Genomic DNA, 19223 nt, shown 5'->3' with positions numbered 1-19223 from the left:
GGCACATTCTGATGAATGTGTTTTGCAGTGCCGCTAAACCCCGAGTAAGAATACCGAACCTGACATCCAGGGTGTCAGGTTCATAACACTGAAGGAAAATAGTACGTAATGGAAATTCGTGCCTTTTTTGCTTTACCGCTTCCCGGGGCTGTTGCCCGCTCTCTGGCTGATCATGCTGATACACTTTGTCAGTTTGATAAGCATGTAGAGGTTAACTGGGTCGATTCAGAATGTTATCATTTAACCCTATGCTTCATGGGGAATATAAGTCTCGAGCAAGTTGATCGTCTTGAACAGATAGCAGGTAAGCATCTTGCGGATTTCCGCTCTTTTCAGGTGCATATAAATACCTCCCAGTACTATCCGGTGAATAAGCATTTATCGCTGATCGCGGCCATGAGTCCTGAACATCAGGCGCTGAGCCAGTTGAATAAACTGATGATGCAGGTCGCGCAGGAAGCGGGCATTGCTTATACCGAAGAAGACTTTCAGCCACACATCACGTTAGGCCGCTTACCGGCAGAGAACCGGTTCAATGTACCTGAGCACTGGCCAGAGCTGGATCTTATCAGCCTGGCAGACGAAGTGATCCTGTACCAAAGTAAACCAGGCGAGCGTGGTTCGATCTATACCCCTTTATTTGAAATCCCTTTGCAGGATATGGCCTGATGTAAGCTCTGCTGATTCCGGCGCATCCTGCTAATAAGCAGAGACTTATGATGTTTAAGCCTGAATTACTTTCTCCGGCGGGTACGCTGAAGAATATGCAGTACGCTTTTGCCTACGGCGCCGATGCCGTGTATGCCGGCCAGCCCCGTTACAGCCTGCGGGTGCGTAACAACGACTTCAATCTTGAAAAGCTCGAGCAGGGCATCAACATTGCGCATCAGCAGGGCAAGAAGCTCTATCTGGCGAGCAATATCATGCCGCACAACAGCAAGCTGAAAACCTACATCAATGACTTGCGTCCGGTAATCGAAATGGGGCCGGATGCGCTGATCATGTCCGATCCCGGGCTGATAATGATGGTCCGTGAAGAATGGCCGGATGTGCCGATTCACCTGTCGGTGCAGAGCAATACCATGAACTGGGCCAGCGTGAAATTCTGGCATCAGGCCGGTGTTGAGCGGATCATTCTTTCCCGTGAGCTGTCGCTGGATGAAATCGAAGAAATCCGTGAGAAGTGTCCGGAAATGGAGCTGGAAGTGTTTGTGCATGGATCTTTGTGCATTGCCTATTCCGGCCGTTGTCTGCTGTCCGGTTATATCAATCACCGGGACCCGAATCAGGGAACCTGCACCAATACCTGTCGCTGGAAATATGATGCCCACGAAGCGGAGCAGGACGCCAGCGGTGATCTGATTCCGGTACAGAACTTCGATCCGGCTGGATCTGCTCAGCCTCAGCCTGATCTGGGCATGGGTAAGCCAACCGATAAAATGTACCTGCTGCAGGAAGAAACCCGTCCCGGTGAATTTATGCCTGCCTATGAAGACGAGCATGGTACCTATATCATGAACTCCAAGGATCTGCGGGCCATTCAGCACGTGCCCCGTCTGGCTAAAATGGGTGTTCACTCACTGAAAATTGAAGGCCGTACCAAGTCACATTATTACGTTGCCCGTACGGCTCAGGCGTACCGCAAAGCGATTGACGACATCGCTGCCGGCCGGCCGTTTGATATGGGGCTGATGGACACGCTGGAGAATCTGGCAAACCGCGGCTACACCGAAGGGTTTTACCGCCGCCATGTGCATGATGAATATCAGAACTATGAGAATGGCAGCTCTGTTGGGGTACACCAGCAGTTTGTCGGCGAGATTATCGGCCGTGATGAACAGCAGGGAACCATTGATGTTGAAGTGAAAAACCGCTTTGCCGTCGGTGACCAGCTGGAGCTGATGACGCCGTCCGGTAACCACACCTTTACGCTTTCACAGATGGAAAACCTTAAGGGCGAAGCGAAGGATACCGCGCCGGGCTCCGGTCACTTCATGCGGATTCCGGTGCATTTTGCTGCTGATATGGAATACGCACTGCTGATGCGCAACCTGCCGAATGCACCTGCATATAGCAGCGCTGAAGCATCCTGAGTCGCAGGGACATTTAATTTACAGGGACACTGACATCGCATGATTGCCATGGCAGAAAAGTATCGGACTGGCCGCGCACTGCGGCCATTTTCATTTGCGGTCGCCATGGTCACCTGCCTCACAGGCACCGTGGCAGCGGCCGGCGTTACCGATATCCACTGGTTACAGGCGCTTAGCCTGCTGAGTGCCGCGGTGCTGTTACAGGCCGGGGTGAACCTGATCAATGACTACAGTGACTTACCTCTGCTAGCCGGGGATGCACTCAGCCGCCGGCTGATCCGTAACAATGTCCGCATTGCTGTTGTGTGTTTTGCTGCAGCCTCAGCCGTTGCTCTGTATTTTATCCTGCTCAGGGGGTGGCCCGCGCTGTTGCTGGTGTTCATCGGCATGCTGGGTGCGCTGGGTTACACACTGGAGCCGCTTAACCTGAAACGCCGTGGCTATGCGGTAGCATCCGTGTTCTGGCTGATGGGTGTGCTGATGGTATGCGGCAGCTTTTATTTTCTCACCGGCCGGTTGGATGGCAGCATAATCCGGTTGTCGATACCGGTCAGCTTGCTGACCAGCCTGTTGCTGCTGGCCAATGAAATCCGGGATTTTGAAACCGACAGGGCGCAGGGCTGCCGAACCCTTACCGTACGGGAGGGGCTGGTGGCGGCTGTCAGGTTATACCGTCAGGGGTTGGCGCTGGTTGTGATCAGCTGTACGGCGCTGTATCTGGTGGGTGATTTGCAGATCATCTGGCCGCTGATAGTGTCTGCCCCTCTGGGCATTCCCTTATTCTTAATGGCCGGTTTGGGGCAGCACGCCCGGAAACAGCTGCCACCGGCCACCGGACGTTTTTTTCTGTTGTTCGGATTGCTTTACCTTACCACTTTGTGAACTTGCCGGTTGACCTGTGCTGATCGCCCCAATACCTTAGGGAGATAACAAATAAAAAATTTTCTAACAGCCTGATGTATAAGGTTGTTTATTGCAGTTCTCAGGGGTCTGAGCTTGATTGGTTTGCTACTGAAAAAATGGATGTTGATTGTGTTGGGAGTCGCACTCTCCGGCACGCTGCTGGCCGAAGATACGTTTATGCTCTCCCGGGAAGAGGAGCGCTGGCTGGAACAGCATCCTGACATCCGTTTTGCCCCGGCCCCCTATTATCCGCCGGTTGAATTCTTTGATGAAAATGATATTTACCGGGGGATCACCGCGGACTTTCTGAAAATTATGTCAGAACGTCAGGGGCTGGATATGAACGTTATTCAGTATACCAACTGGGATAAAGTGGTTGAGGCTGCCAGAAACCGCGATGTGGATGTCTGGGGCGCGGCGGCAATCACGCCTGAACGTCAGGAATACATGAGCTTTACCCGGCCATATATCCGCCTGCCGGCGGTGATTGTGGTCCGTAAGGATCTCGACGGGCCGCTCAATATGCGGGACCTTGATGGCCATAAGGTTGTGCTGATTAAGGGCTATGCATCCAGTGAATATGTGAAAGAGAATTATCCAAACCTCGACGTACTGGAAGTCCCGGATCTGGAAACCGGTCTGCGTATGGTGTCTTACGGCCTTTCGGATGCCATCATTGCCACCAATGCGGCGGCACTTTTTTATATTGAGCGTGACGGCCTGACGAATCTGCGGGTGGCCGGTGAGTCCGGCTTTGCCTGGCAGCTGCGCTTCGCGGTGCGAAATGACTGGCCGGAGCTGGTGACAATTATCCAGAAAGGGCTGGACAGTATCAGCGATGATGAGCTGCGGACGATTTTCCGTCGCTGGATTAATCTGGGATATGAAGGGCAGATACTGACCCCACAGTTGCTGCTGCAAATCGCGGGCGGTATTTTTGTGTTGCTGGCGATTATGGTGTTTGTCTGGAACCGCATGTTGCGGCATCAGGTCCGCGAACGTACTCAGGCGCTGAAGAAAGAACTGGAAGAACGTAAGGCGCTGGAAAGCAAGTTGCGGCGTCTGGCGACCACCGATGAGCTGACCGGTATTATGAACCGCCGCCATCTGTTTGATTGTCTGCGCCAGGAATTACGGCGTGCTGAACGCTATGACACATCGCTGGCACTGCTGATGTTTGATGTTGACCACTTTAAGCAGATCAATGATACCTATGGCCACGCCGCCGGTGATCAGGTGCTGAAAGCCGTGGTGGGAATCTGTCAGCAGGTATTACGGGAAAATGATCTGTTCGGCCGGATTGGCGGGGAAGAGTTTGTGGTTGCCTTGCTGGAAAGCGACCCTGCAACCACCATGAAGGTGGCGAACCGGATTTGCCAGTCCATTGCCAATACGCCCATAGCGCTGAGCAACGGTGAGTATTTAACCTCGACGATCAGTATCGGGGTGGTGCATTCCAGCCAGGACAAAAACCTGGAAGTATTGCTCAGTTACAGCGACCGGGCCATGTACAGCGCCAAGCAGAAAGGCCGTAACCGGGTTGAAGCCTTTGACTCACTGGAGTCGCCGCCGATTGTATTGTGAGCGCTTTCAGGAAAGACATTGCTGTTTTTATCAGACTAAGTTGTGAGGCCTGTCAGGCGTAATGTGTGTATAATCGGCGCACTTATAATTATGACAGGGAAATGCCTGATCCTTTACCGGCTGCTTCGGAGCCGGCGATCAGCCGTTTACCCGGTTAAACCCGAGCCTGATAGCGGAGCCAACTATGAGCGTTATTCGCCAAGACGACTTTATCAGCAGCATTGCTGATGCCCTGCAGTTTATCTCTTATTACCATCCGATTGATTTTGTTCAGGGCGTTCACGGCGCTTACCAGAAAGAACAGAATCCGGCGGCCAAAGACGCCATGGCTCAGATTCTGATTAACTCACGTATGTGTGCTGAAGGTCGCCGGCCGATCTGCCAGGACACCGGTATCGTGACCGTATTCCTGAAAGTGGGTATGAACGTCCGCTGGGATGCCACCATGAATGTGACAGATATGGTAAATGAAGGTGTTCGCCGTGCCTATATGCACCCGGATAACGTCCTGCGTGCATCTATTCTGGCTGATCCGGCCGGCGCCCGTAAAAATACCAAAGACAATACTCCGGCGGTGATTCACTATGAAATCGTCGAAGGGGATGAAGTGGATGTGCAGGTTGCAGCGAAAGGCGGCGGCTCTGAAAACAAATCCAAGATGGTGATGCTGAACCCGTCTGACAGCATAGTCGACTGGGTTGTTAAAACTGTACCGACCATGGGTGCAGGCTGGTGTCCGCCGGGCATGCTGGGTCTGGGCATTGGCGGTACTGCTGAGAAAGCAGCGGTACTGGCGAAAGAATCCCTGATGGACCCGATTGATATTCATGAAATCCGTGAGCGGGGTCCGCAAAACCGGGTTGAAGAACTGCGTCTGGAAATCATGGATGCGGTAAACGCGCTGGGCATCGGTGCACAGGGTCTGGGCGGTCTGACCACTGTACTGGATGTGAAGATTAAGGATTATCCGACCCACGCGGCTTCACTGCCGGTGTGTATGATCCCTAACTGTGCCGCAACCCGTCACGCACACTTCACCCTGAACGGTGAAGGCCCTGCAATTCTGACACCGCCGAGTCTGGATGAGTGGCCGGAAATCACTTTTGAAGTGGGTGAGTCTACCCGCCGGGTAAATCTGGATACTGTTACCCCGGAAGAAGTACAGAGCTGGCAGCCGGGTGAAACTGTCCTGCTGAACGGCAAGATGCTGACCGGCCGTGATGCGGCTCACAAGCGTATGGTTGAAATGCTCAACAACGGCGAAGAGCTGCCGGTTGATCTTAAAGGCCGCTTTATTTACTACGTGGGCCCGGTTGATCCGGTCCGTGACGAAGTGGTGGGGCCAGCCGGTCCGACAACGGCGACCCGGATGGATAAATTCACCCGTCAGGTGATTGAAAGCACCGGTCTGTTAGGCATGATAGGTAAGTCTGAACGTGGCCCGGTTGCCATTGAGGCCATCCGTGATAACAAAGCCGTTTATCTGATGGCTGTGGGCGGTGCGGCGTATCTGGTCTCCAAGGCAATTACCAATGCTGAAGTCCTGGCCTTCCCGGAAATGGGCATGGAAGCTATTTACGAGTTTGAAGTGAAAGATATGCCGGTAACCGTTGCGGTCGACAGCAGCGGTGAGTCTGTGCACACCACCGGCCCTGCCAAGTGGAAGCAGATCATCGCAGAACAGGTGTAATTACTGCGCAGTATTCACACCTTGTGTAGCATCGCTACTGACAGAACCCTGCCTTTTGGCAGGGTTTTTTATTTAAGGGGCTTTTATTTGAAGGGCTTTTATATGATGGGTTAGGCCCTATTTAGCTGTCGTTGCTCTGCGGTTTTTATCCGTGTATTGAATGGCGTTGGGCTGTCGGGAAATACCTATAGTCTGTTGTTCAGTAATCCGGTCGTCGCTGTGACCCGATAATACTTATGTGGCTGTTGGCAGGGTTTTCAGCATAACGCGTTGGTGTACTTGTTACTATAGTAGCCAGTGCTATGCTATGGACAGCAGATGAGAATCTTTAAAACGAAAGAGTTTAACAGGCTCGCCAGAAAAGAACGTCTCAGTGATGATCAGCTGTGTTTGGCTGTCAGGGAAATGGAAGCTGGTCTGATTGATGCGGACCTTGGCAGTAATCTTTATAAGAAGCGTATAGCGCAGGGCCACAGAGGGAAGCGCGGATCATTCAGAACCTTGCTTGCTTATAAGGAAGGTAACAAAATATTTTTCCTGTACTGTTTTACAAAAAGTGAGCGGGAAAATATAACCCCGGGAGAAAAGCTGGGGTTAAAGCTGATGTCTAAAGTGCTGCTTAACTACTCTGATACTCAGTTGGAAGAAGCGAAATCTGTCGGAGTTTTAGTCGAAATATCAGAAGGTTATAATGATGAGTAAGTTACTCAAATCTCTGCGGAATGACCTGATTGCCCTAAGTGATGCGGGCCTCGTAAGTGAGACAACTATGCGCGAGTTTAATGAAGCTTGTTTAACGGAAGTAACCCCTTTGTCTGCTGCTGAAATTAAGCAGATTCGTGCTAAAAATAATGTCAGTCAGCAAGTTTTCGCAAAGTATCTGAATATGTCTAAAGAAAGCGTCCAAAAGTGGGAGCGTGGTGAAAAGCATCCCTCCGGTGCTGCTCTGAAACTGCTGGTATTGGTGCGCGATAAAGGCTTAGAGGCGATAGCCTGATCATGCTATGAACCCGGTTATTCAACCGGGTTCTCTTGTCTTACGGTATTGGTTACGTCCGGCCGTTCAGAACCCCGGGTTGGGTGAATTTTCCTGGCTTACTTCAGCAAAAAACCTTTTTTCTGCAGAAAATCCAGCATGTGTGGGCGGGCTTCTTTACCCAGCATACCTGACATCTGGCCGCTCCAGGTCATGTCTTTGGTGCCGCCGGTGCGGGTCTGATAATAGGCCCGTACCGCCTGATCGTATTCGCTGATGATGCCGGCATCGTCCTGATCCTGATAGCTGTCCTGTTTAAGAACAACGGACACCGGCAGGCGGGGTTTTACTTCCGGGTTCTGATCCGGGTAGCCGATACACAGCCCGAATACCGGGTAGACCAGTTCCGGCAGGTTCAGCAGCTCACTGACGGCGGCAATGTTATTACGGATACCGCCAATATACACACAGCCCAGCCCCAGAGACTCAGCGGCTACGGTCAGATTCTGACTGAACAGGGCAACATCAGCGGTTGCGGTAATAAACTGCTCAGTAAAGCCTGACTGCATCGGTGCATCGTTGAGATCGCAGGCCAGCTGTAAACGGCGCATATCGGCGCAGCACACCAGAAATACCGGTGCCTCTGCCACATAGGCCTGATTCCCGGCAAATGCGGCAAGCTGCCGGCGGTTATCCCTATCATTCACCTGAATCAGGGTGCAGGCCTGAATAAAGCTCGATGTGGCGGCTGCCTGACCGGCTTCAACCAGTGTTTCCAGAGTGGCCTGCGGAACGGGCTCAGCGGTGAATTTACGGATAGAACGGTGGCTTTTCAGTAACTCGATTGTGCTGTTCATAGTGAGGTTATCCATTTCCGTGTGAATAGGTATGGCGGAACGTTAGGTTAATACGGGGGCCGATTTTACGGGCGGTTTTGGGCACGCTGTGCTGCCAGTAATGTTGTAACTGGCCGGACATAATCAGCAGGCTGCCAGCGGTCAGCGGGATCTCGATACTGGCTTTCTTACTGCCTTTGGGGCGCAGTAAAAAACGTCTTTCCTGGCCCAGGCTGACGGACGCAATGGTCGGATTGCGCCGCAACTCAGGCTCATCGTCACTGTGCCAGCCCATACTGTCCTGTCCGTCCCGGTAAAGGTTGGCCAGCACGGTATTAAAGCGGCACTGGCTGGCCGCTTCAGTTTGTTCTTTAAGGCTAAGCAGTTCCGGCAGCCAGGGCCGGGCTTTCATCAGCAGGTTTGAATAGGTGTATTCAATACCTGCATCCCCCAGAAAACTTTGCAGACGTGGTATCGACACCATCCGGCCAAACAGTTTCAGCTGATCCTGTTGCCAGCTGAGCTGTTGTTCCAGAAGGCTGAACAGGGCCTGCTGCTCAGCTGGCTGAATGAAGTCTTCAATCAGGATAAGGGAACCGTGATCTGCCGGGATGCTCTGGCGGTTGATAGTTTTTTCCTAAAATGATCATTTAATAAAAACAGTGTACGACGTCGCCGCGACCAAAACTAGCGACTATAGTGAATGTAAGGGAGCCGGCGAACAAGTCTGAAATGCCAGTTTCCGGGAGCAGATTCCTGCTTTTAACGGGTTCTGGATTGGAGGTGTATGATGCTGAGATCCGTACAGGCCAGTGACTATATGGCAACAAAGCTGGTTACCTTTCGCCTCACCGATGATCTTTTCTATGCGATCGGTATGCTGCTGGAGCACAAAATAAGTGGTGCGCCGGTGGTGGATGATACCGGTCAGCTGGTGGGGATGTTGTCTGAACAGGATTGCCTGAAAGCCATTTTAACGCTCACCTACCATGAAGAGGAAATGGGCGGAAAGGTCGCTGAATGCATGACGACAGAAGTCCATACCATCGGTTATGATGCCGACATTGTGCATGTCGCAGAAAAGATTATAAATCTTCACTGCAGGCGGCTTCCGGTGGTGAAAGATGGTAAACTGATCGGCCAGATCAGTCGCAGAGATGTACTGAAAGCCGTCGAGCGCTTTGCCCGCGACGGCTGAGCGCGAATGATCAACCGGCCGGCGCCACAGCGGTGCCGGTCAGATACAGCATATTTTTAGGGGCTGCTGTATCGCCGGCGTGGCAGTTGTCTGAGCGGTGCAGAAACCGTGCAGCTGCCGGTGATATGCCGGAAAGGCTCTGCAGTTCGCAGAAAAGCAAAGTTTTGATTCAGGTTGAATGTTGATATGGGCTTCCGCTTACCGGAAAAACCAGTTCTGTTTTATCCCTCACTGGCACGTCAGATCGGTACTGACGAAGCGTTACTGTACGCTATTTACGCAGACCGGCTTGAAGCTCGCGGAGAGCAGGATAGCCATGGCAATCTGAGTTTATGTCTCGACAGGAATGACTGGCTGCGGCTGGCCGACTTCTGGAATGAAACCCGGCTGGCGAACGTGACCCGCAGCCTTGTCAGCCACGGATTTATTCAGGCAACCTCCGGAGACGCGCGAATTACACTGACGCTGTTACCTCAGTTACCGGATTCTGTCTGTGAGGAACTGCCCATTGTTGAGCCTCTGGCTGATGCCTGTGAAGAACCGGCCGTGCCGGTGCTTGATGAGCGTGAGCCGGTCTCGGAACCCTTTGTTGTACCGGTCGCTGAAGAAGAACCGCCGGTGCTCTACCAGCAGGCTGATGCTGAATATGTACCTCCGGTGGCCGATGATCCGTATTACGCGTCGCCGTCAGCGCCACCGGTCACGGTGCAAAAGTTGCCTGTGATGGAGCAGCCTCCCAGCCGGGATGACCTGCGCCAGTTACGTCAGCATCAGGAAGTTCAGCCTCAGAACCGCGGGCCCGCGCCAACCTTTGGCGGCAGCATTGGCTGGTCAAAAAGCCGTCCACAACCTGGAGCCGGCAATCTGTTCGCCACTCAGCTGGATGAGCTGGAACAGAAGAACAAAAAACTGCATTCTATTTTTCTGGGCTGGCGGCCGTCGCAAATTTTATTTGATACCTTACCCCGGCACAGCATTCCGGCGGATTTTGCCGAACAGCTGATTGACGAGTTCGTGCTTTACTGGCTTGATAAAGACCGGAAAGAAACCAACTGGGATCAGAAGTTTCTGGCCTGGGTAAAACGTGAATGGGTACAGAAGCAAACCCGTGAAGCCCGTGAACAGCGCTATAAACAGGATGATAATTCCGGCGGCGTACAGCAGGGCCGGCCGGATGCCCGTCAGAAACGTCAGCGGGTGACGGCAGCTATAATGGATATTAAGGATACTGACTGGTAACGGGTCAGTGTTCTGAAGAGGTAAACAGATTGAAAACGCCCGGACAGATTCTTTCCACCCGACAGGGTGAGTTACCGCCACAGCGGGTTGATCCTTACCATGACCGGCGTCCGGTTAAGGAGGATGCTCAGTCACGTCCGGAAACCGCGACCATCACCACCGAAACCAAAACCATGGTGAATATGATATTCGCCCGGTTTATGGCGATTTACGGGCACAAGTTTAAAAGCTGTTTTGAAACCCAGGATGAAATCCGCATTGCCAAACGGGAATGGGCCCTCAGCCTGCAGTACTACTCTGAAGCGGAACTGGTGCGGGCGATAGACCGTTGTAAAGAAACTCTGGCCTGGATGCCCACGGTATCCGAGTTCTTGGCCATTCTGCATGACATGGGCGGTGACTATGGCCTGCCTGCTTCGCGCCAGGCGTATTATGAAGCCTGCCGTTTTGCGGATCGCCCCAGCCAGCGGCAGTGGAGTCATCCGGCGGTGTATCATGCGGGTAAAGCCACCGAGTGGTTCCGTTTGCGCAGCGAAGAAGAAGCCCGGGTCTTTCCTGAGTTTGATTACAATTACCAGATTATCTGCCGCCGGGTCCGTGCCGGTGAACAGCTGGATGAAGCGGTCCCTGTGGCACTGGAAAACAAGTCAGATAATACCCTTGCAGCGTTTATCCAGAGCTGGGGAGAGGCGCAGGGTATTACCCCGGAACAGGCAACAACACTGCTGTTCTATATGACCAAGCCTGCAGGCACCGCTATCCGCCAGCGGTTCAAGAAGGTCAGCGAAGACCGTGCCCGGCAGTGGGGCCTGACCCTGCAACTGCCAGACGACTATCAGTAATCATTCATAGCCTGTTATCTGTGCCAGTCTGGCTGCCTGAGTTAAGCGCAGCCCTGACTTATACAGCGGCGTTTTGTTCGTCCGGAATGGACCCCAGCGGGCGATTTCTTTGGGGGGATAGACCTCAGGATTCACCGGAAACTCCATGCTGAACCGGCTATAACGGGCCTGGGACCGGCGGGTTGTTAACCATTCCAGCAGATCTGTTGCCTGTTCTTTATCGGGGGCATGGGCGAGAACAGCTGCTCCGGTAATATTCGCATACCCACCTTTTTCAGCCTGATCTGACCAGAATATTCGCAGCTTTGTGTCGGGATGCTCCCTTGTTTCCCGGGCGAAATAATAAGAATTAATGATGCCAATATCACACTCTCCGGTGCCGATAGCCTGAAGAATGGCGTTGTCGTCAGGCAGTGGCGGGATCGCCATATTAGCAACCCAGCCATTCAGAATCGTCTGGCTGGCTGCTTCACCGTACTGCTCGATGAGGGCAGCGATCAGCATCCGGCTGTAATCCGCCTGTGAAGTTAGCAGGCATAGCTTTCCCCGCCATTGCTCAGTCGCCAGCCCGGCCAGCGTACCGAGGTTTTCCGGGTTCACAGTTGCGCTGTTATAGACAATGGTGCGAATCCGTTTTGATAAAGCAAACCAGCTGTTATCCGGTGCCCGGAGGTAGGCCGGAACATTGCTTTGCAGGGTGGTGGAATCCACCGGCGCAAGCAGTTGCCGGTTAGCCGCCCGGATAAAGTTTTCTGCCCCTGTCATGATCAGCAGAGCCGCCCTGCTGTTTTCACCCTCGACGGCCAGACGGGATAAAAGGGCGCTGGCCGGAGCGTTAACCAGTTGCACACTGAGGCCTGTTTCACGGCTGTATTCATTCAGCAACGGTTGTAAATAGTTGCTGTGGCGTGATGAATAAATGAGCAGCTCAGCAGCGCTCAGTGGCACGGCAGTGAAGAGCGCAGCGACTGCCAGCACAGATAAATATTTCATAGCGATAACCTCCTTGTCGTCAGTGATTTACGGTCAGGCGGGGACGGCCCACTGGCGGAGTAAATTATGGTAGGTGGCGCTGAGGGCCATTATTGCGGTATGTGATGCCCCCAGTTCTGCAGATAACCCCTGTATTGAACTGTCCAGTTCAAACAGTAATTCCCGTTGCTGGCTGTCCCGCACCATGCTCTGAATCCAGAAAAAAGAGGCAATCCGTGCCCCCCGGGTAACGGGAGATACCTGATGCAGGCTGGTAGATGGGTACAGCACCATGTCACCGGCTGCCAGCTTGACAACCTGTGCACCATATTGTGTTTCAATGGTCAGTTCTCCGCCTTCGTATTCCTCCAGTTCGGCGAGAAACAGGGTCGCTGAAAGGTCAGTGCGGAGCGTTTGCTGGGTGCCCGGGATTTGCATAAGCGAGCCATCAACATGGGTGCCATAATTTTCTGCCAGGTTATAGCGGTTGAATTTTGGGGGATAAATTTTTGCGGGCAGCGCTGCGGAAATGAATACAGGCTGTTGTGAAAGTGCCTGCAGAATATGTTTCCCCAGGCTGATAGCCGGCTCCTGAGTGTCATTCAGTTGTTGGTTGTTTTTAACCTGACGGGCAACAGGCCCGGCGGTTCCTGTGCCATCCTGCCAGGCGGCTTTATCCAGATGCGTTCTGAACTGCTCTACTTCTTCGGCACTCAGAACCTGAGGGATTGTAATAAGCATGGTTACCTCCTGTTGACGGGGTATAGGCGAGTATTTCTGATATCGGTAACGGTCGTACAGCCGGTCATGGCCATTGTTAATTCAAGCTCTTCGCGAAGCAGTTTCAGCATATGGGCGACGCCAAGTGCTCCGGCAACACTCAGTGCATACAGCGGTAAGCGGCCAACCATGACGGCATCCGCGCCCAGTGCCAGAGCTTTAAACGCATCCATACCTGAGCGGATACCGCTGTCCAGTAGCAGGGGATAGTGGCTGCCAACGGCGTCACGAATGGCCGGCAAGACGGATAAACTGGCGGGGGCGCCGTCCAGCGTGCGGCCCCCGTGGTTGGATACAATCGCACCGGATGCCCCCAGTGCTTTTACTTTCACGGCATCATCCGGGCTGAGTATGCCCTTTATCAGTACCGGAACCGGCGACTGGCTGATGACTTCAGAAATTCTGCTCAGGGTGGCAGCATTCTGCATGTATTCGGTAAAAATACTGCTTTGGGCCGTATCGGTTACTGCCGGTGCTTGTGCCTGCGCTGAGAGGTTGGCGGCAGTGATGTCATCGGGAAACCGGAACCCGGCTCTGATGGCGCGAAAGCTGGGAAGCTGGACGGCGGCATCCACCGTGAGCACGATCGCCTGATAACCGGCGTTAACCGCCCGGCTGATCAGCTCTGCGGTATCGGCAAATTGCGGCTGAAGATACAACTGGAACCAGCGGGCTTTACCGGCGTGTGACGCGATATCTTCCAGTGACAGTGACGACAGGGTGCTGGCAACGATACAGGTGTCGGTGGCTTTAGCTGCTCTGGCTGTCGCGGCTTCTCCTTCGGGGTGAACAAGTGTTTGGTAGGCTGTGGGTGCCAGCAAAACGGGGTGTATAAAAGTGTTGTTAAGTAACTGAATGCGGGTATGACCATCGCTGACATATTGCAGGGTACTGGGCACAACGGCATGGTCAGAGAAACCCCGCCGGTTTTGGTCCAGGGTGACATCATGGCCACTGCCGCCGGCAATGTATGCCAGACGGTCCGGGGGGATGTACTCAGGCGCTAACCGTGCGTAGTCACTGGCGCACAGGACCTCTCCGGGAATACCGTTCAGCGGTTTGCGAATGATTTTTGAATTATCCATTTCATTATTTCCGATACCACCGGCCGGATAAAGGGGAGCCCGGCCGGTGGTGGTTGCTTCAGCAGGTCAGAATTGATAATCCATAGTGAGCTGAATATTGCGTTTATCTCCGATATAAACGAATGATCCGGAACGGTAGCCGGCCAGGTAGTAGTCTTTATCGAAGACATTGCCAACATTGAGGCGGAAGGTCATATCACGGCTGGGTTTATAGGATGCAAAAGCATCAAATACGGTATATGAAGGTATGCCAAGATCTTCATTGGCGGCGCTGTCCGGCTGGCCGACAAAGCGTTTACTTTCGTAGGTGGCGGTACCGCCAAAGGCAAATTTTTGTGTTGCCTGATAGCGCAGATGCAGAGAGGCAGATTTATCGGCAAAGTTAGCCAGGGTGCCACCGACGCTGTCGGGGGTGACCGACTTCAGTACTTCGGATTCCATAATGGCCACGCCGGCTTGCACACTCAGTCGTGGCGTCAGGTTACCGGAAACCCCCAGCTCGAGACCTTCAACCCGGTTTTTACCGGTATTAAGCGACCCGAGCCTGCTGTAGGAATCACCGCTGGGGTTTTCCATGACATCATCTTTGGTGGTGCGGAACAGGGCCGCTGTGGCGAGCAGTTTGTTATCGTTGAAACGCCATTTAGTCCCCAGCTCAAAACTCTGGGTCTTTTCCGGGTCACCAAGATCACCGGGTCTGCTGGGGTCAACGCAGAGGCCACCGTAACCGCAGTTGGCGCCAAGATCAGATTCACCGCCGTTCAGGTTGGTGGAGGTGGACCAGGAAGCATAGACATTCGCACTGTCGGTGAGGTCGTAACCAGCGCCGAGGTGGCCGTTCCAGAAGCCGCTTTTATCTGTGTAATCGGTTTCAATTCCCCCGTTTTTAATCGTGTTTTTATAATTGTAATAGTCGTACCGCAGGCCGGAAAATACTGTCCAGCGATCTGTCAGATCAACGGTATCCATTACCGCCAGCGAGGTGGTTTTGATATTCCAGTCTGAATCCCAGTCGTCTTTTTCTACAGTACGTTTCAGCAGGGAGTTCAGGCCAGTCACCGCATTACCGTTCTTATCAATAATGCATCGGTCAATGCCAACCCGTGTAGATGTTTGGAAAGCCGAACAGTTTTCTTCCCCGGTTCTCTGATAGTTATACTCACCGTTGAGTACGCTCTGATCGCTGTATTCCAGACTGAAGACCAGTTCATGGTTTAAACCGAACAGTTCCTGATCAGTTATCAGGTTAAACTGGTTGGCAAAGTGTTCCACTTCCTGCCAGCCGTTGTGATCAGTGAGCAGGGCACTGGGATAGCGGGGGCTGGTCCACCATCCCGGATTACTCCAGTGGGGAAGGGCTGTGGTTGAGCGGGCTCCGCTGGCCAGATAACCATTGTTTGCTTTGCCGTAACGGCTCAGGTTCACAATGCGGGCTGCCGGGCTGATTTCATAGCCGATGCGTAAAGTACCGGTGTTTACTTCGGATTTAAGAAAGTCTTCATCCTGCACATAAGCAGGTATATTTTTGACGGGCTTATTTGTTTCGTTGTCGAAGTAAGTACCCAGGTCAGGGCTGTCTTTACCCTTAAAGTGATAATAATCTGCGGTGATTTCCAACTGATCGGTGGGGGCGTGGGACAGCGATAGCGCCAGGCCCCGGCGCTTACGGTCGGCGGGGGCACGATCGGGTACCTCTTCTTCCGCGTGAAGTAAGTTAGCCCGGATAGCGGTGTCGTAATTCAACACCTGATTGGTATCCAGCGTTAAACGGTGGTGGCCATCGGTGCCGATACCGGTGGACAGATTACTGAAGTCGTATTCCGTGCTGGCCCGTTTGGTGGCCGAGTTTACCGCGCCGCCGGTGGTACCCCGGCCGGCAAAGGTTGAGCTGGGGCCTTTGCTGATTTCCACCTGTTCAACGGCGAAGCTCTCCCGGATGGTCATCCCCGGATCACGTAAACCATCAATGAATACATCGCTCTGGGATTCATACCCCCGGATAATATAGCGGTCACCAAAGGCATTGCCGTTTTCCCCGGTGCCCAGCGTAATACCCGGCTGTGCATCGAGGACATCTTTCAGGTCACTGCGGCCGGTATCTTTAATTTCAGTGGCGGTCAGCACGGTAATGGTGCTGGGGGTTTCTGCCAGTGGCCGGGTGCGCCTCGGGTCAGACAGCCGTTCAGCAAGATAAGGTGAACCCGGCACGGCATAGGGGTTGGTATCCGGGCTCAGGGACTCTTCCACTTCCAGTGTCTCCAGTGGAATACTGGTTTCTTCAGCAACCGCGGGGGTGGCTAACAGTGCACCGGATATTGCCAGTGCCAGGCTGTTATTACTCCGCCAGGTGGCTTTGTTCCTGAGCCTTTGTATGGGGTGTTTTATCTTTGATTCAGACATCGTTTCTTCCTTAAAACAATTTTCTTTTTGGGGTGAGGGAGAACTCTATGGGTAAGCTGAGTTCGAGCCTGGCTTTATTGAGTTCGCTGGGTATCCGTGGAAAGGGGGCAGCCCTGAGTAATATTTGCAGGGCTTCTTTATCCAGCAGCTCGCTGCCTGAGCTGGTGAGCAGTACGGAGCTGTGCAGGCGGCCATTATCAGCAATCACAAACCGGACGGTTGCGGTGCCGGTAATGCCGTCTTTACGGGCCAGCCGGGGGTAGCGTTTTTCTCTGGCGATACGGGCGGTTATCTTGCTCAGATAGCTGCTGTACGCCGCAGGTTTACCGCCGGTTTCCAGCTGTGAGCCGACGCCGGTGGCGAGCGTTGCTGGCGGTGAGGTGTTTTTCTTTGGTGCTTCTTTTGCGCGCTGTCTGGCCGCTGGCACTGGGGGCTTTTCCCGGGCCGCCGATGTGGGTTTGGCAACAGGTTCGGGGGTTGGTTTAGGGACCGGCTTTGGTCTTGGCGCGGGCTCAGGCTCAGGCTCAGGCTCAGGCTCTGGTTCAGGCTCAGGCTCAGGCTCTGGTTCAGGTTCGGGTTCAGGCTCAGGCTCAGGTTCAGGTTCAGGTTCAGGTTCAGGCTCAGGTTCAGGTTCAGGCTCCGGTTCAGGTTCAGGTTCAGGCTCCTGTTCAGGTTGCGGCTCAGGCTCAGGTTCTGGTTCTGGTTCTGGTTCTGGCGCGGGCTCAGGTTCGGGTTCTGGATCTGCAGATGCCGCGGCCGTTATATCGGCAGAGGTATCGACCGCGGTTTCGGCTGCCTGGGTATAACTCCCTGCCAGACCGACGCTGATAAGGTAACCGTCCTGCCCGGCGGCGACGGCGCCGTCGGTGAGCCGTTGGGTGAGCATGACATACAGCAGCCCTGCGTGAAAAATCACCGCCAGAATCAGGCAGCTTATAACCTGGCCGGTACGAATCATGGTTGCCACCGGGTAGCGAGCTGCAGCTTGGGTATGCCCAGTTCACGTACACTCTGTAAAACCGTGTCCAGTACATGGGCCGGCAGGTCCGAGTGCGCATGGAGCAGTAATGTCTGAGCAGGTGGTATTTTTTCCCTGAGAAGCGCCTGGTGCAGCGTCCCTGATACTGCTTTGCGGTTCAGGTAGTAGGTACCGTTGGCGTCGATGTGTATCTCAGTGACGTTTTGTGACGGTGAGGCCTCGCTACGGGATTCAGGCAATACAAGCTGTCCGGTGGTGATTTCAATCTGGCCTGCAATCATGAAAAAAATCAGTAACAGAAAGACGATGTTAATCGCCGGAATCATGTTCTGATCCAGCCGGATACCGGCGGCCTGTGGCGGCGTCTTCAGGGTTTTCACAGGACTGATTTCCCTAGCCGGAGCGTGGCGATACCATGCTGTTTACCCAGATCAAGCAACTGCACAATCACCCGCACGGGAATGTCCTGTTTCGCATACACAGAGACCGCATCACGGGCATGGCTGAACCGGGTTAACTGCTGGCTGAGGCCGGCACTGTTGATGGCGTAGCTGATTTGACTGATGACAACCGTATCTTCAGCGGTGATCAGAATCTTCCGGGTCTGAGTATCCTGTTGTGCAGATGACTGGGCTGCGCCACGGATGCCGATATATTTTGTCTGCACAAAGGTAGAAGAGAGCATGAAGAACAGTAGCAGGATGAAGACCACATCGATCAGCGGCGTCATTGAAATCAGCTGTCTGTTGGCGGATGAGATGTCAGGCTGCATGGTCTTTCACCGCCGTGTGAGCGACACATTCAGGCCGGTTGGTTAACACCTGCGTGACAGCATCTGAAATTGTATGGTGGATACGCTCCGCTTTGCGTTCCAGCCAGCTATGGGCGGCCGCAACAGGAATGGCAACGGACAGGCCGACCGCTGTGGTTAGCAGTGCCTGCCAGATACCGCCGGACAGTACAGACGGATTGACCTGATTACCGGCGGCTTCCATCTGTTGGAACGCCAGGATCATGCCCAGTACGGTGCCCAGTAAGCCCAGTAACGGGCTGAGGCTGGCAATGATTTCCAGTGGCCGCAGTAAGGATCTGATCCGGTGGGTGAAGTCACTGATCCGGCGGCTCAGTTCCAGTTCCAGGACGGCGTTGTCCTGTTGCTGAACAGCTCCTTCCATCGCATGGGCAAGAATGGCTGCAACCGGGTGTTTTCTGTTCAGCGACAGAATTGCCAGCCGGTACTCCTGTTTGTGCCAGAGGCCGAGACTCTGCCGGATTACGGCGGTGTTCTCTGGTCTGAGACGGATCATTTGCCAGATTTTAAGCAGAATAATGGTGGTTGCGATGACTGATAACAGCCCCAGAATCGCAACGATGGGCCCGCCGGTTTCGGCCATTTGCCAGATCTGATGCAGTTCGGCCAGCAGTTGATCTGTAGTGCCTGCAGGTAAATCCGTCAGGGGCGGGGAGAGTTCGCTCAGGTTACTGCTATTGGCAGGAAGACTTTCCTGCATGAACTGATCATTGCCAGATATGGCAGCAGGTGCCTGCGAAGGGGAAATGTCTTCCGCGAGCGCCGGAATGTTGTCAGATACTGTCTGGGTGTCGGAGTCCGTGTTTTTCATGTTTTGTCTGTTGTGAATAAGATC

At 53.6% G+C, this 19223-nt stretch carries 20 protein-coding genes; 10 read left to right on the top strand and 10 right to left on the bottom strand.

Annotated elements, in window-relative coordinates; translation table 11 throughout:
- The first annotated feature begins 108 nt into the window (after positions 1 to 108).
- The 7 genes from thpR (at position 109) to PCI15_RS17750 (ending at position 7267) form a co-directional block, all read left to right on the top strand.
- The gene (gene thpR, locus PCI15_RS17780) at positions 109 to 669 is read left to right on the top strand and encodes an RNA 2',3'-cyclic phosphodiesterase (RefSeq protein ID WP_205657997.1); all 561 of its coding nucleotides are present in this window, start codon (positions 109 to 111) and stop codon (positions 667 to 669) included.
- 50 nt (positions 670 to 719) lie between these two features.
- Positions 720 to 2093, top strand: coding sequence for a prephenate-dependent tRNA uridine(34) hydroxylase TrhP (gene trhP / locus PCI15_RS17775; RefSeq protein ID WP_271274648.1), 1374 nt, complete (start codon positions 720 to 722; stop codon positions 2091 to 2093).
- A 39-nt stretch (positions 2094 to 2132) separates the two neighbouring features.
- Positions 2133 to 2975 carry a prenyltransferase gene (locus PCI15_RS17770; protein ID WP_271271266.1) on the top strand — a complete coding sequence of 281 codons (843 nt, stop codon included), beginning with the start codon at positions 2133 to 2135 and terminating at the stop codon, positions 2973 to 2975.
- Positions 2976 to 3089: 114 nt separating this feature from the next.
- On the top strand, positions 3090 to 4580 hold the full coding sequence (locus PCI15_RS17765) for a transporter substrate-binding domain-containing diguanylate cyclase (protein ID WP_271271265.1): 1491 nt from the start codon (positions 3090 to 3092) through the stop codon (positions 4578 to 4580).
- A 184-nt stretch (positions 4581 to 4764) separates the two neighbouring features.
- Positions 4765 to 6270: a fumarate hydratase gene (locus PCI15_RS17760; RefSeq protein ID WP_271271264.1), complete on the top strand. Its 1506-nt coding sequence runs from the start codon at positions 4765 to 4767 to the stop codon at positions 6268 to 6270.
- A 318-nt stretch (positions 6271 to 6588) separates the two neighbouring features.
- Positions 6589 to 6972 (top strand): type II toxin-antitoxin system RelE/ParE family toxin, encoded by a 384-nt coding sequence (locus tag PCI15_RS17755; RefSeq protein WP_271271263.1) that lies wholly within the window; start codon positions 6589 to 6591, stop codon positions 6970 to 6972.
- Positions 6962 to 7267, top strand: a complete 306-nt coding sequence (locus tag PCI15_RS17750) for a helix-turn-helix domain-containing protein (RefSeq protein WP_376787823.1) — start codon at positions 6962 to 6964, stop codon at positions 7265 to 7267. The genes PCI15_RS17755 and PCI15_RS17750 overlap by 11 nt, the downstream gene beginning before the upstream one ends.
- A 98-nt stretch (positions 7268 to 7365) precedes the next feature.
- Here the strand turns inward: PCI15_RS17750 and nfsA are convergent, their stop codons facing one another.
- Complete coding sequence (gene nfsA, locus PCI15_RS17745) at positions 7366 to 8103, bottom strand: oxygen-insensitive NADPH nitroreductase (protein ID WP_271271262.1); 738 nt, start codon at positions 8101 to 8103, stop codon at positions 7366 to 7368.
- A 7-nt stretch (positions 8104 to 8110) separates the two neighbouring features.
- A complete protein-coding gene (locus PCI15_RS17740) occupies positions 8111 to 8665 on the bottom strand; it encodes an alpha-ketoglutarate-dependent dioxygenase AlkB family protein (RefSeq protein ID WP_271274646.1) in 555 nt (184 codons plus the stop codon).
- A gap of 204 nt (positions 8666 to 8869) precedes the next feature.
- Between PCI15_RS17740 and PCI15_RS17735 the strand changes: the two genes are divergently transcribed.
- From PCI15_RS17735 to PCI15_RS17725, 3 genes are all read left to right on the top strand, one after another.
- Positions 8870 to 9280 (top strand): CBS domain-containing protein, encoded by a 411-nt coding sequence (locus PCI15_RS17735; RefSeq protein WP_336296714.1) that lies wholly within the window; start codon positions 8870 to 8872, stop codon positions 9278 to 9280.
- 186 nt (positions 9281 to 9466) lie between these two features.
- Positions 9467 to 10519 carry a DnaT-like ssDNA-binding domain-containing protein gene (locus PCI15_RS17730; protein ID WP_271271261.1) on the top strand — a complete coding sequence of 351 codons (1053 nt, stop codon included), beginning with the start codon at positions 9467 to 9469 and terminating at the stop codon, positions 10517 to 10519.
- A gap of 29 nt (positions 10520 to 10548) precedes the next feature.
- Positions 10549 to 11361 carry a replication protein P gene (locus tag PCI15_RS17725; RefSeq protein ID WP_271271260.1) on the top strand — a complete coding sequence of 271 codons (813 nt, stop codon included), beginning with the start codon at positions 10549 to 10551 and terminating at the stop codon, positions 11359 to 11361.
- On the opposite strand, the gene PCI15_RS17720 is transcribed toward PCI15_RS17725, so the two are convergent.
- The 8 genes from PCI15_RS17720 to PCI15_RS17685 all read right to left on the bottom strand — a co-directional run bounded on the left by PCI15_RS17720 (position 11362) and on the right by PCI15_RS17685 (position 19199).
- Positions 11362 to 12354: an extracellular solute-binding protein gene (locus tag PCI15_RS17720; RefSeq protein WP_271271259.1), complete on the bottom strand. Its 993-nt coding sequence runs from the start codon at positions 12352 to 12354 to the stop codon at positions 11362 to 11364.
- A 33-nt stretch (positions 12355 to 12387) separates the two neighbouring features.
- Positions 12388 to 13074 carry a Fe2+-dependent dioxygenase gene (locus PCI15_RS17715; protein WP_271271258.1) on the bottom strand — a complete coding sequence of 229 codons (687 nt, stop codon included), beginning with the start codon at positions 13072 to 13074 and terminating at the stop codon, positions 12388 to 12390.
- 2 nt (positions 13075 to 13076) lie between these two features.
- Positions 13077 to 14198 (bottom strand): alpha-hydroxy acid oxidase, encoded by a 1122-nt coding sequence (locus PCI15_RS17710; RefSeq protein WP_271271257.1) that lies wholly within the window; start codon positions 14196 to 14198, stop codon positions 13077 to 13079.
- Positions 14199 to 14264: 66 nt separating this feature from the next.
- Positions 14265 to 16598 carry a TonB-dependent receptor gene (locus PCI15_RS17705; protein ID WP_271271256.1) on the bottom strand — a complete coding sequence of 778 codons (2334 nt, stop codon included), beginning with the start codon at positions 16596 to 16598 and terminating at the stop codon, positions 14265 to 14267.
- A gap of 10 nt (positions 16599 to 16608) precedes the next feature.
- The gene (locus PCI15_RS17700) at positions 16609 to 17556 is read right to left on the bottom strand and encodes a TonB family protein (RefSeq protein WP_271271255.1); all 948 of its coding nucleotides are present in this window, start codon (positions 17554 to 17556) and stop codon (positions 16609 to 16611) included.
- The gene (locus tag PCI15_RS17695) at positions 17553 to 17957 is read right to left on the bottom strand and encodes an ExbD/TolR family protein (RefSeq protein WP_271271254.1); all 405 of its coding nucleotides are present in this window, start codon (positions 17955 to 17957) and stop codon (positions 17553 to 17555) included. Before PCI15_RS17695 ends, PCI15_RS17700 begins: the two co-directional genes overlap by 4 nt.
- Entirely contained in the window at positions 17954 to 18349 is a 396-nt protein-coding gene (locus tag PCI15_RS17690; RefSeq protein WP_271271253.1) for an ExbD/TolR family protein, read from the bottom strand. The genes PCI15_RS17695 and PCI15_RS17690 overlap by 4 nt, the downstream gene beginning before the upstream one ends.
- A complete protein-coding gene (locus PCI15_RS17685) occupies positions 18339 to 19199 on the bottom strand; it encodes a MotA/TolQ/ExbB proton channel family protein (RefSeq protein WP_271271252.1) in 861 nt (286 codons plus the stop codon). Before PCI15_RS17685 ends, PCI15_RS17690 begins: the two co-directional genes overlap by 11 nt.
- Positions 19200 to 19223 lie beyond the last annotated feature (24 nt).

Origin of the sequence: Aliamphritea hakodatensis, from assembly GCF_024347195.1 — a bacterium.
GTDB lineage: Bacteria > Pseudomonadota > Gammaproteobacteria > Pseudomonadales > Balneatricaceae > Amphritea > Amphritea hakodatensis.
The sequence above is the reverse complement of the archived record's forward strand: the minus strand, read 5'-3'. Positions and strand labels throughout refer to the sequence as shown.

Coding starts and splice junctions, on each gene's coding strand:
- PCI15_RS17730 (WP_271271261.1), top strand. CDS start 9,467: ATGGGCTTCCGCTTACCGGAAAAACCAGTTCTGTTTTATCCCTCACTG.
- PCI15_RS17735 (WP_336296714.1), top strand. CDS start 8,870: ATGATGCTGAGATCCGTACAGGCCAGTGACTATATGGCAACAAAGCTG.
- PCI15_RS17685 (WP_271271252.1), bottom strand. CDS start 19,199: ATGAAAAACACGGACTCCGACACCCAGACAGTATCTGACAACATTCCG.
- PCI15_RS17690 (WP_271271253.1), bottom strand. CDS start 18,349: ATGCAGCCTGACATCTCATCCGCCAACAGACAGCTGATTTCAATGACG.
- nfsA (WP_271271262.1), bottom strand. CDS start 8,103: ATGAACAGCACAATCGAGTTACTGAAAAGCCACCGTTCTATCCGTAAA.
- thpR (WP_205657997.1), top strand. CDS start 109: ATGGAAATTCGTGCCTTTTTTGCTTTACCGCTTCCCGGGGCTGTTGCC.
- PCI15_RS17760 (WP_271271264.1), top strand. CDS start 4,765: ATGAGCGTTATTCGCCAAGACGACTTTATCAGCAGCATTGCTGATGCC.
- PCI15_RS17705 (WP_271271256.1), bottom strand. CDS start 16,598: ATGTCTGAATCAAAGATAAAACACCCCATACAAAGGCTCAGGAACAAA.
- PCI15_RS17720 (WP_271271259.1), bottom strand. CDS start 12,354: ATGAAATATTTATCTGTGCTGGCAGTCGCTGCGCTCTTCACTGCCGTG.
- trhP (WP_271274648.1), top strand. CDS start 720: ATGTTTAAGCCTGAATTACTTTCTCCGGCGGGTACGCTGAAGAATATG.
- PCI15_RS17750 (WP_376787823.1), top strand. CDS start 6,962: ATGATGAGTAAGTTACTCAAATCTCTGCGGAATGACCTGATTGCCCTA.
- PCI15_RS17710 (WP_271271257.1), bottom strand. CDS start 14,198: ATGGATAATTCAAAAATCATTCGCAAACCGCTGAACGGTATTCCCGGA.
- PCI15_RS17755 (WP_271271263.1), top strand. CDS start 6,589: ATGAGAATCTTTAAAACGAAAGAGTTTAACAGGCTCGCCAGAAAAGAA.
- PCI15_RS17715 (WP_271271258.1), bottom strand. CDS start 13,074: ATGCTTATTACAATCCCTCAGGTTCTGAGTGCCGAAGAAGTAGAGCAG.
- PCI15_RS17700 (WP_271271255.1), bottom strand. CDS start 17,556: ATGATTCGTACCGGCCAGGTTATAAGCTGCCTGATTCTGGCGGTGATT.
- PCI15_RS17770 (WP_271271266.1), top strand. CDS start 2,133: ATGATTGCCATGGCAGAAAAGTATCGGACTGGCCGCGCACTGCGGCCA.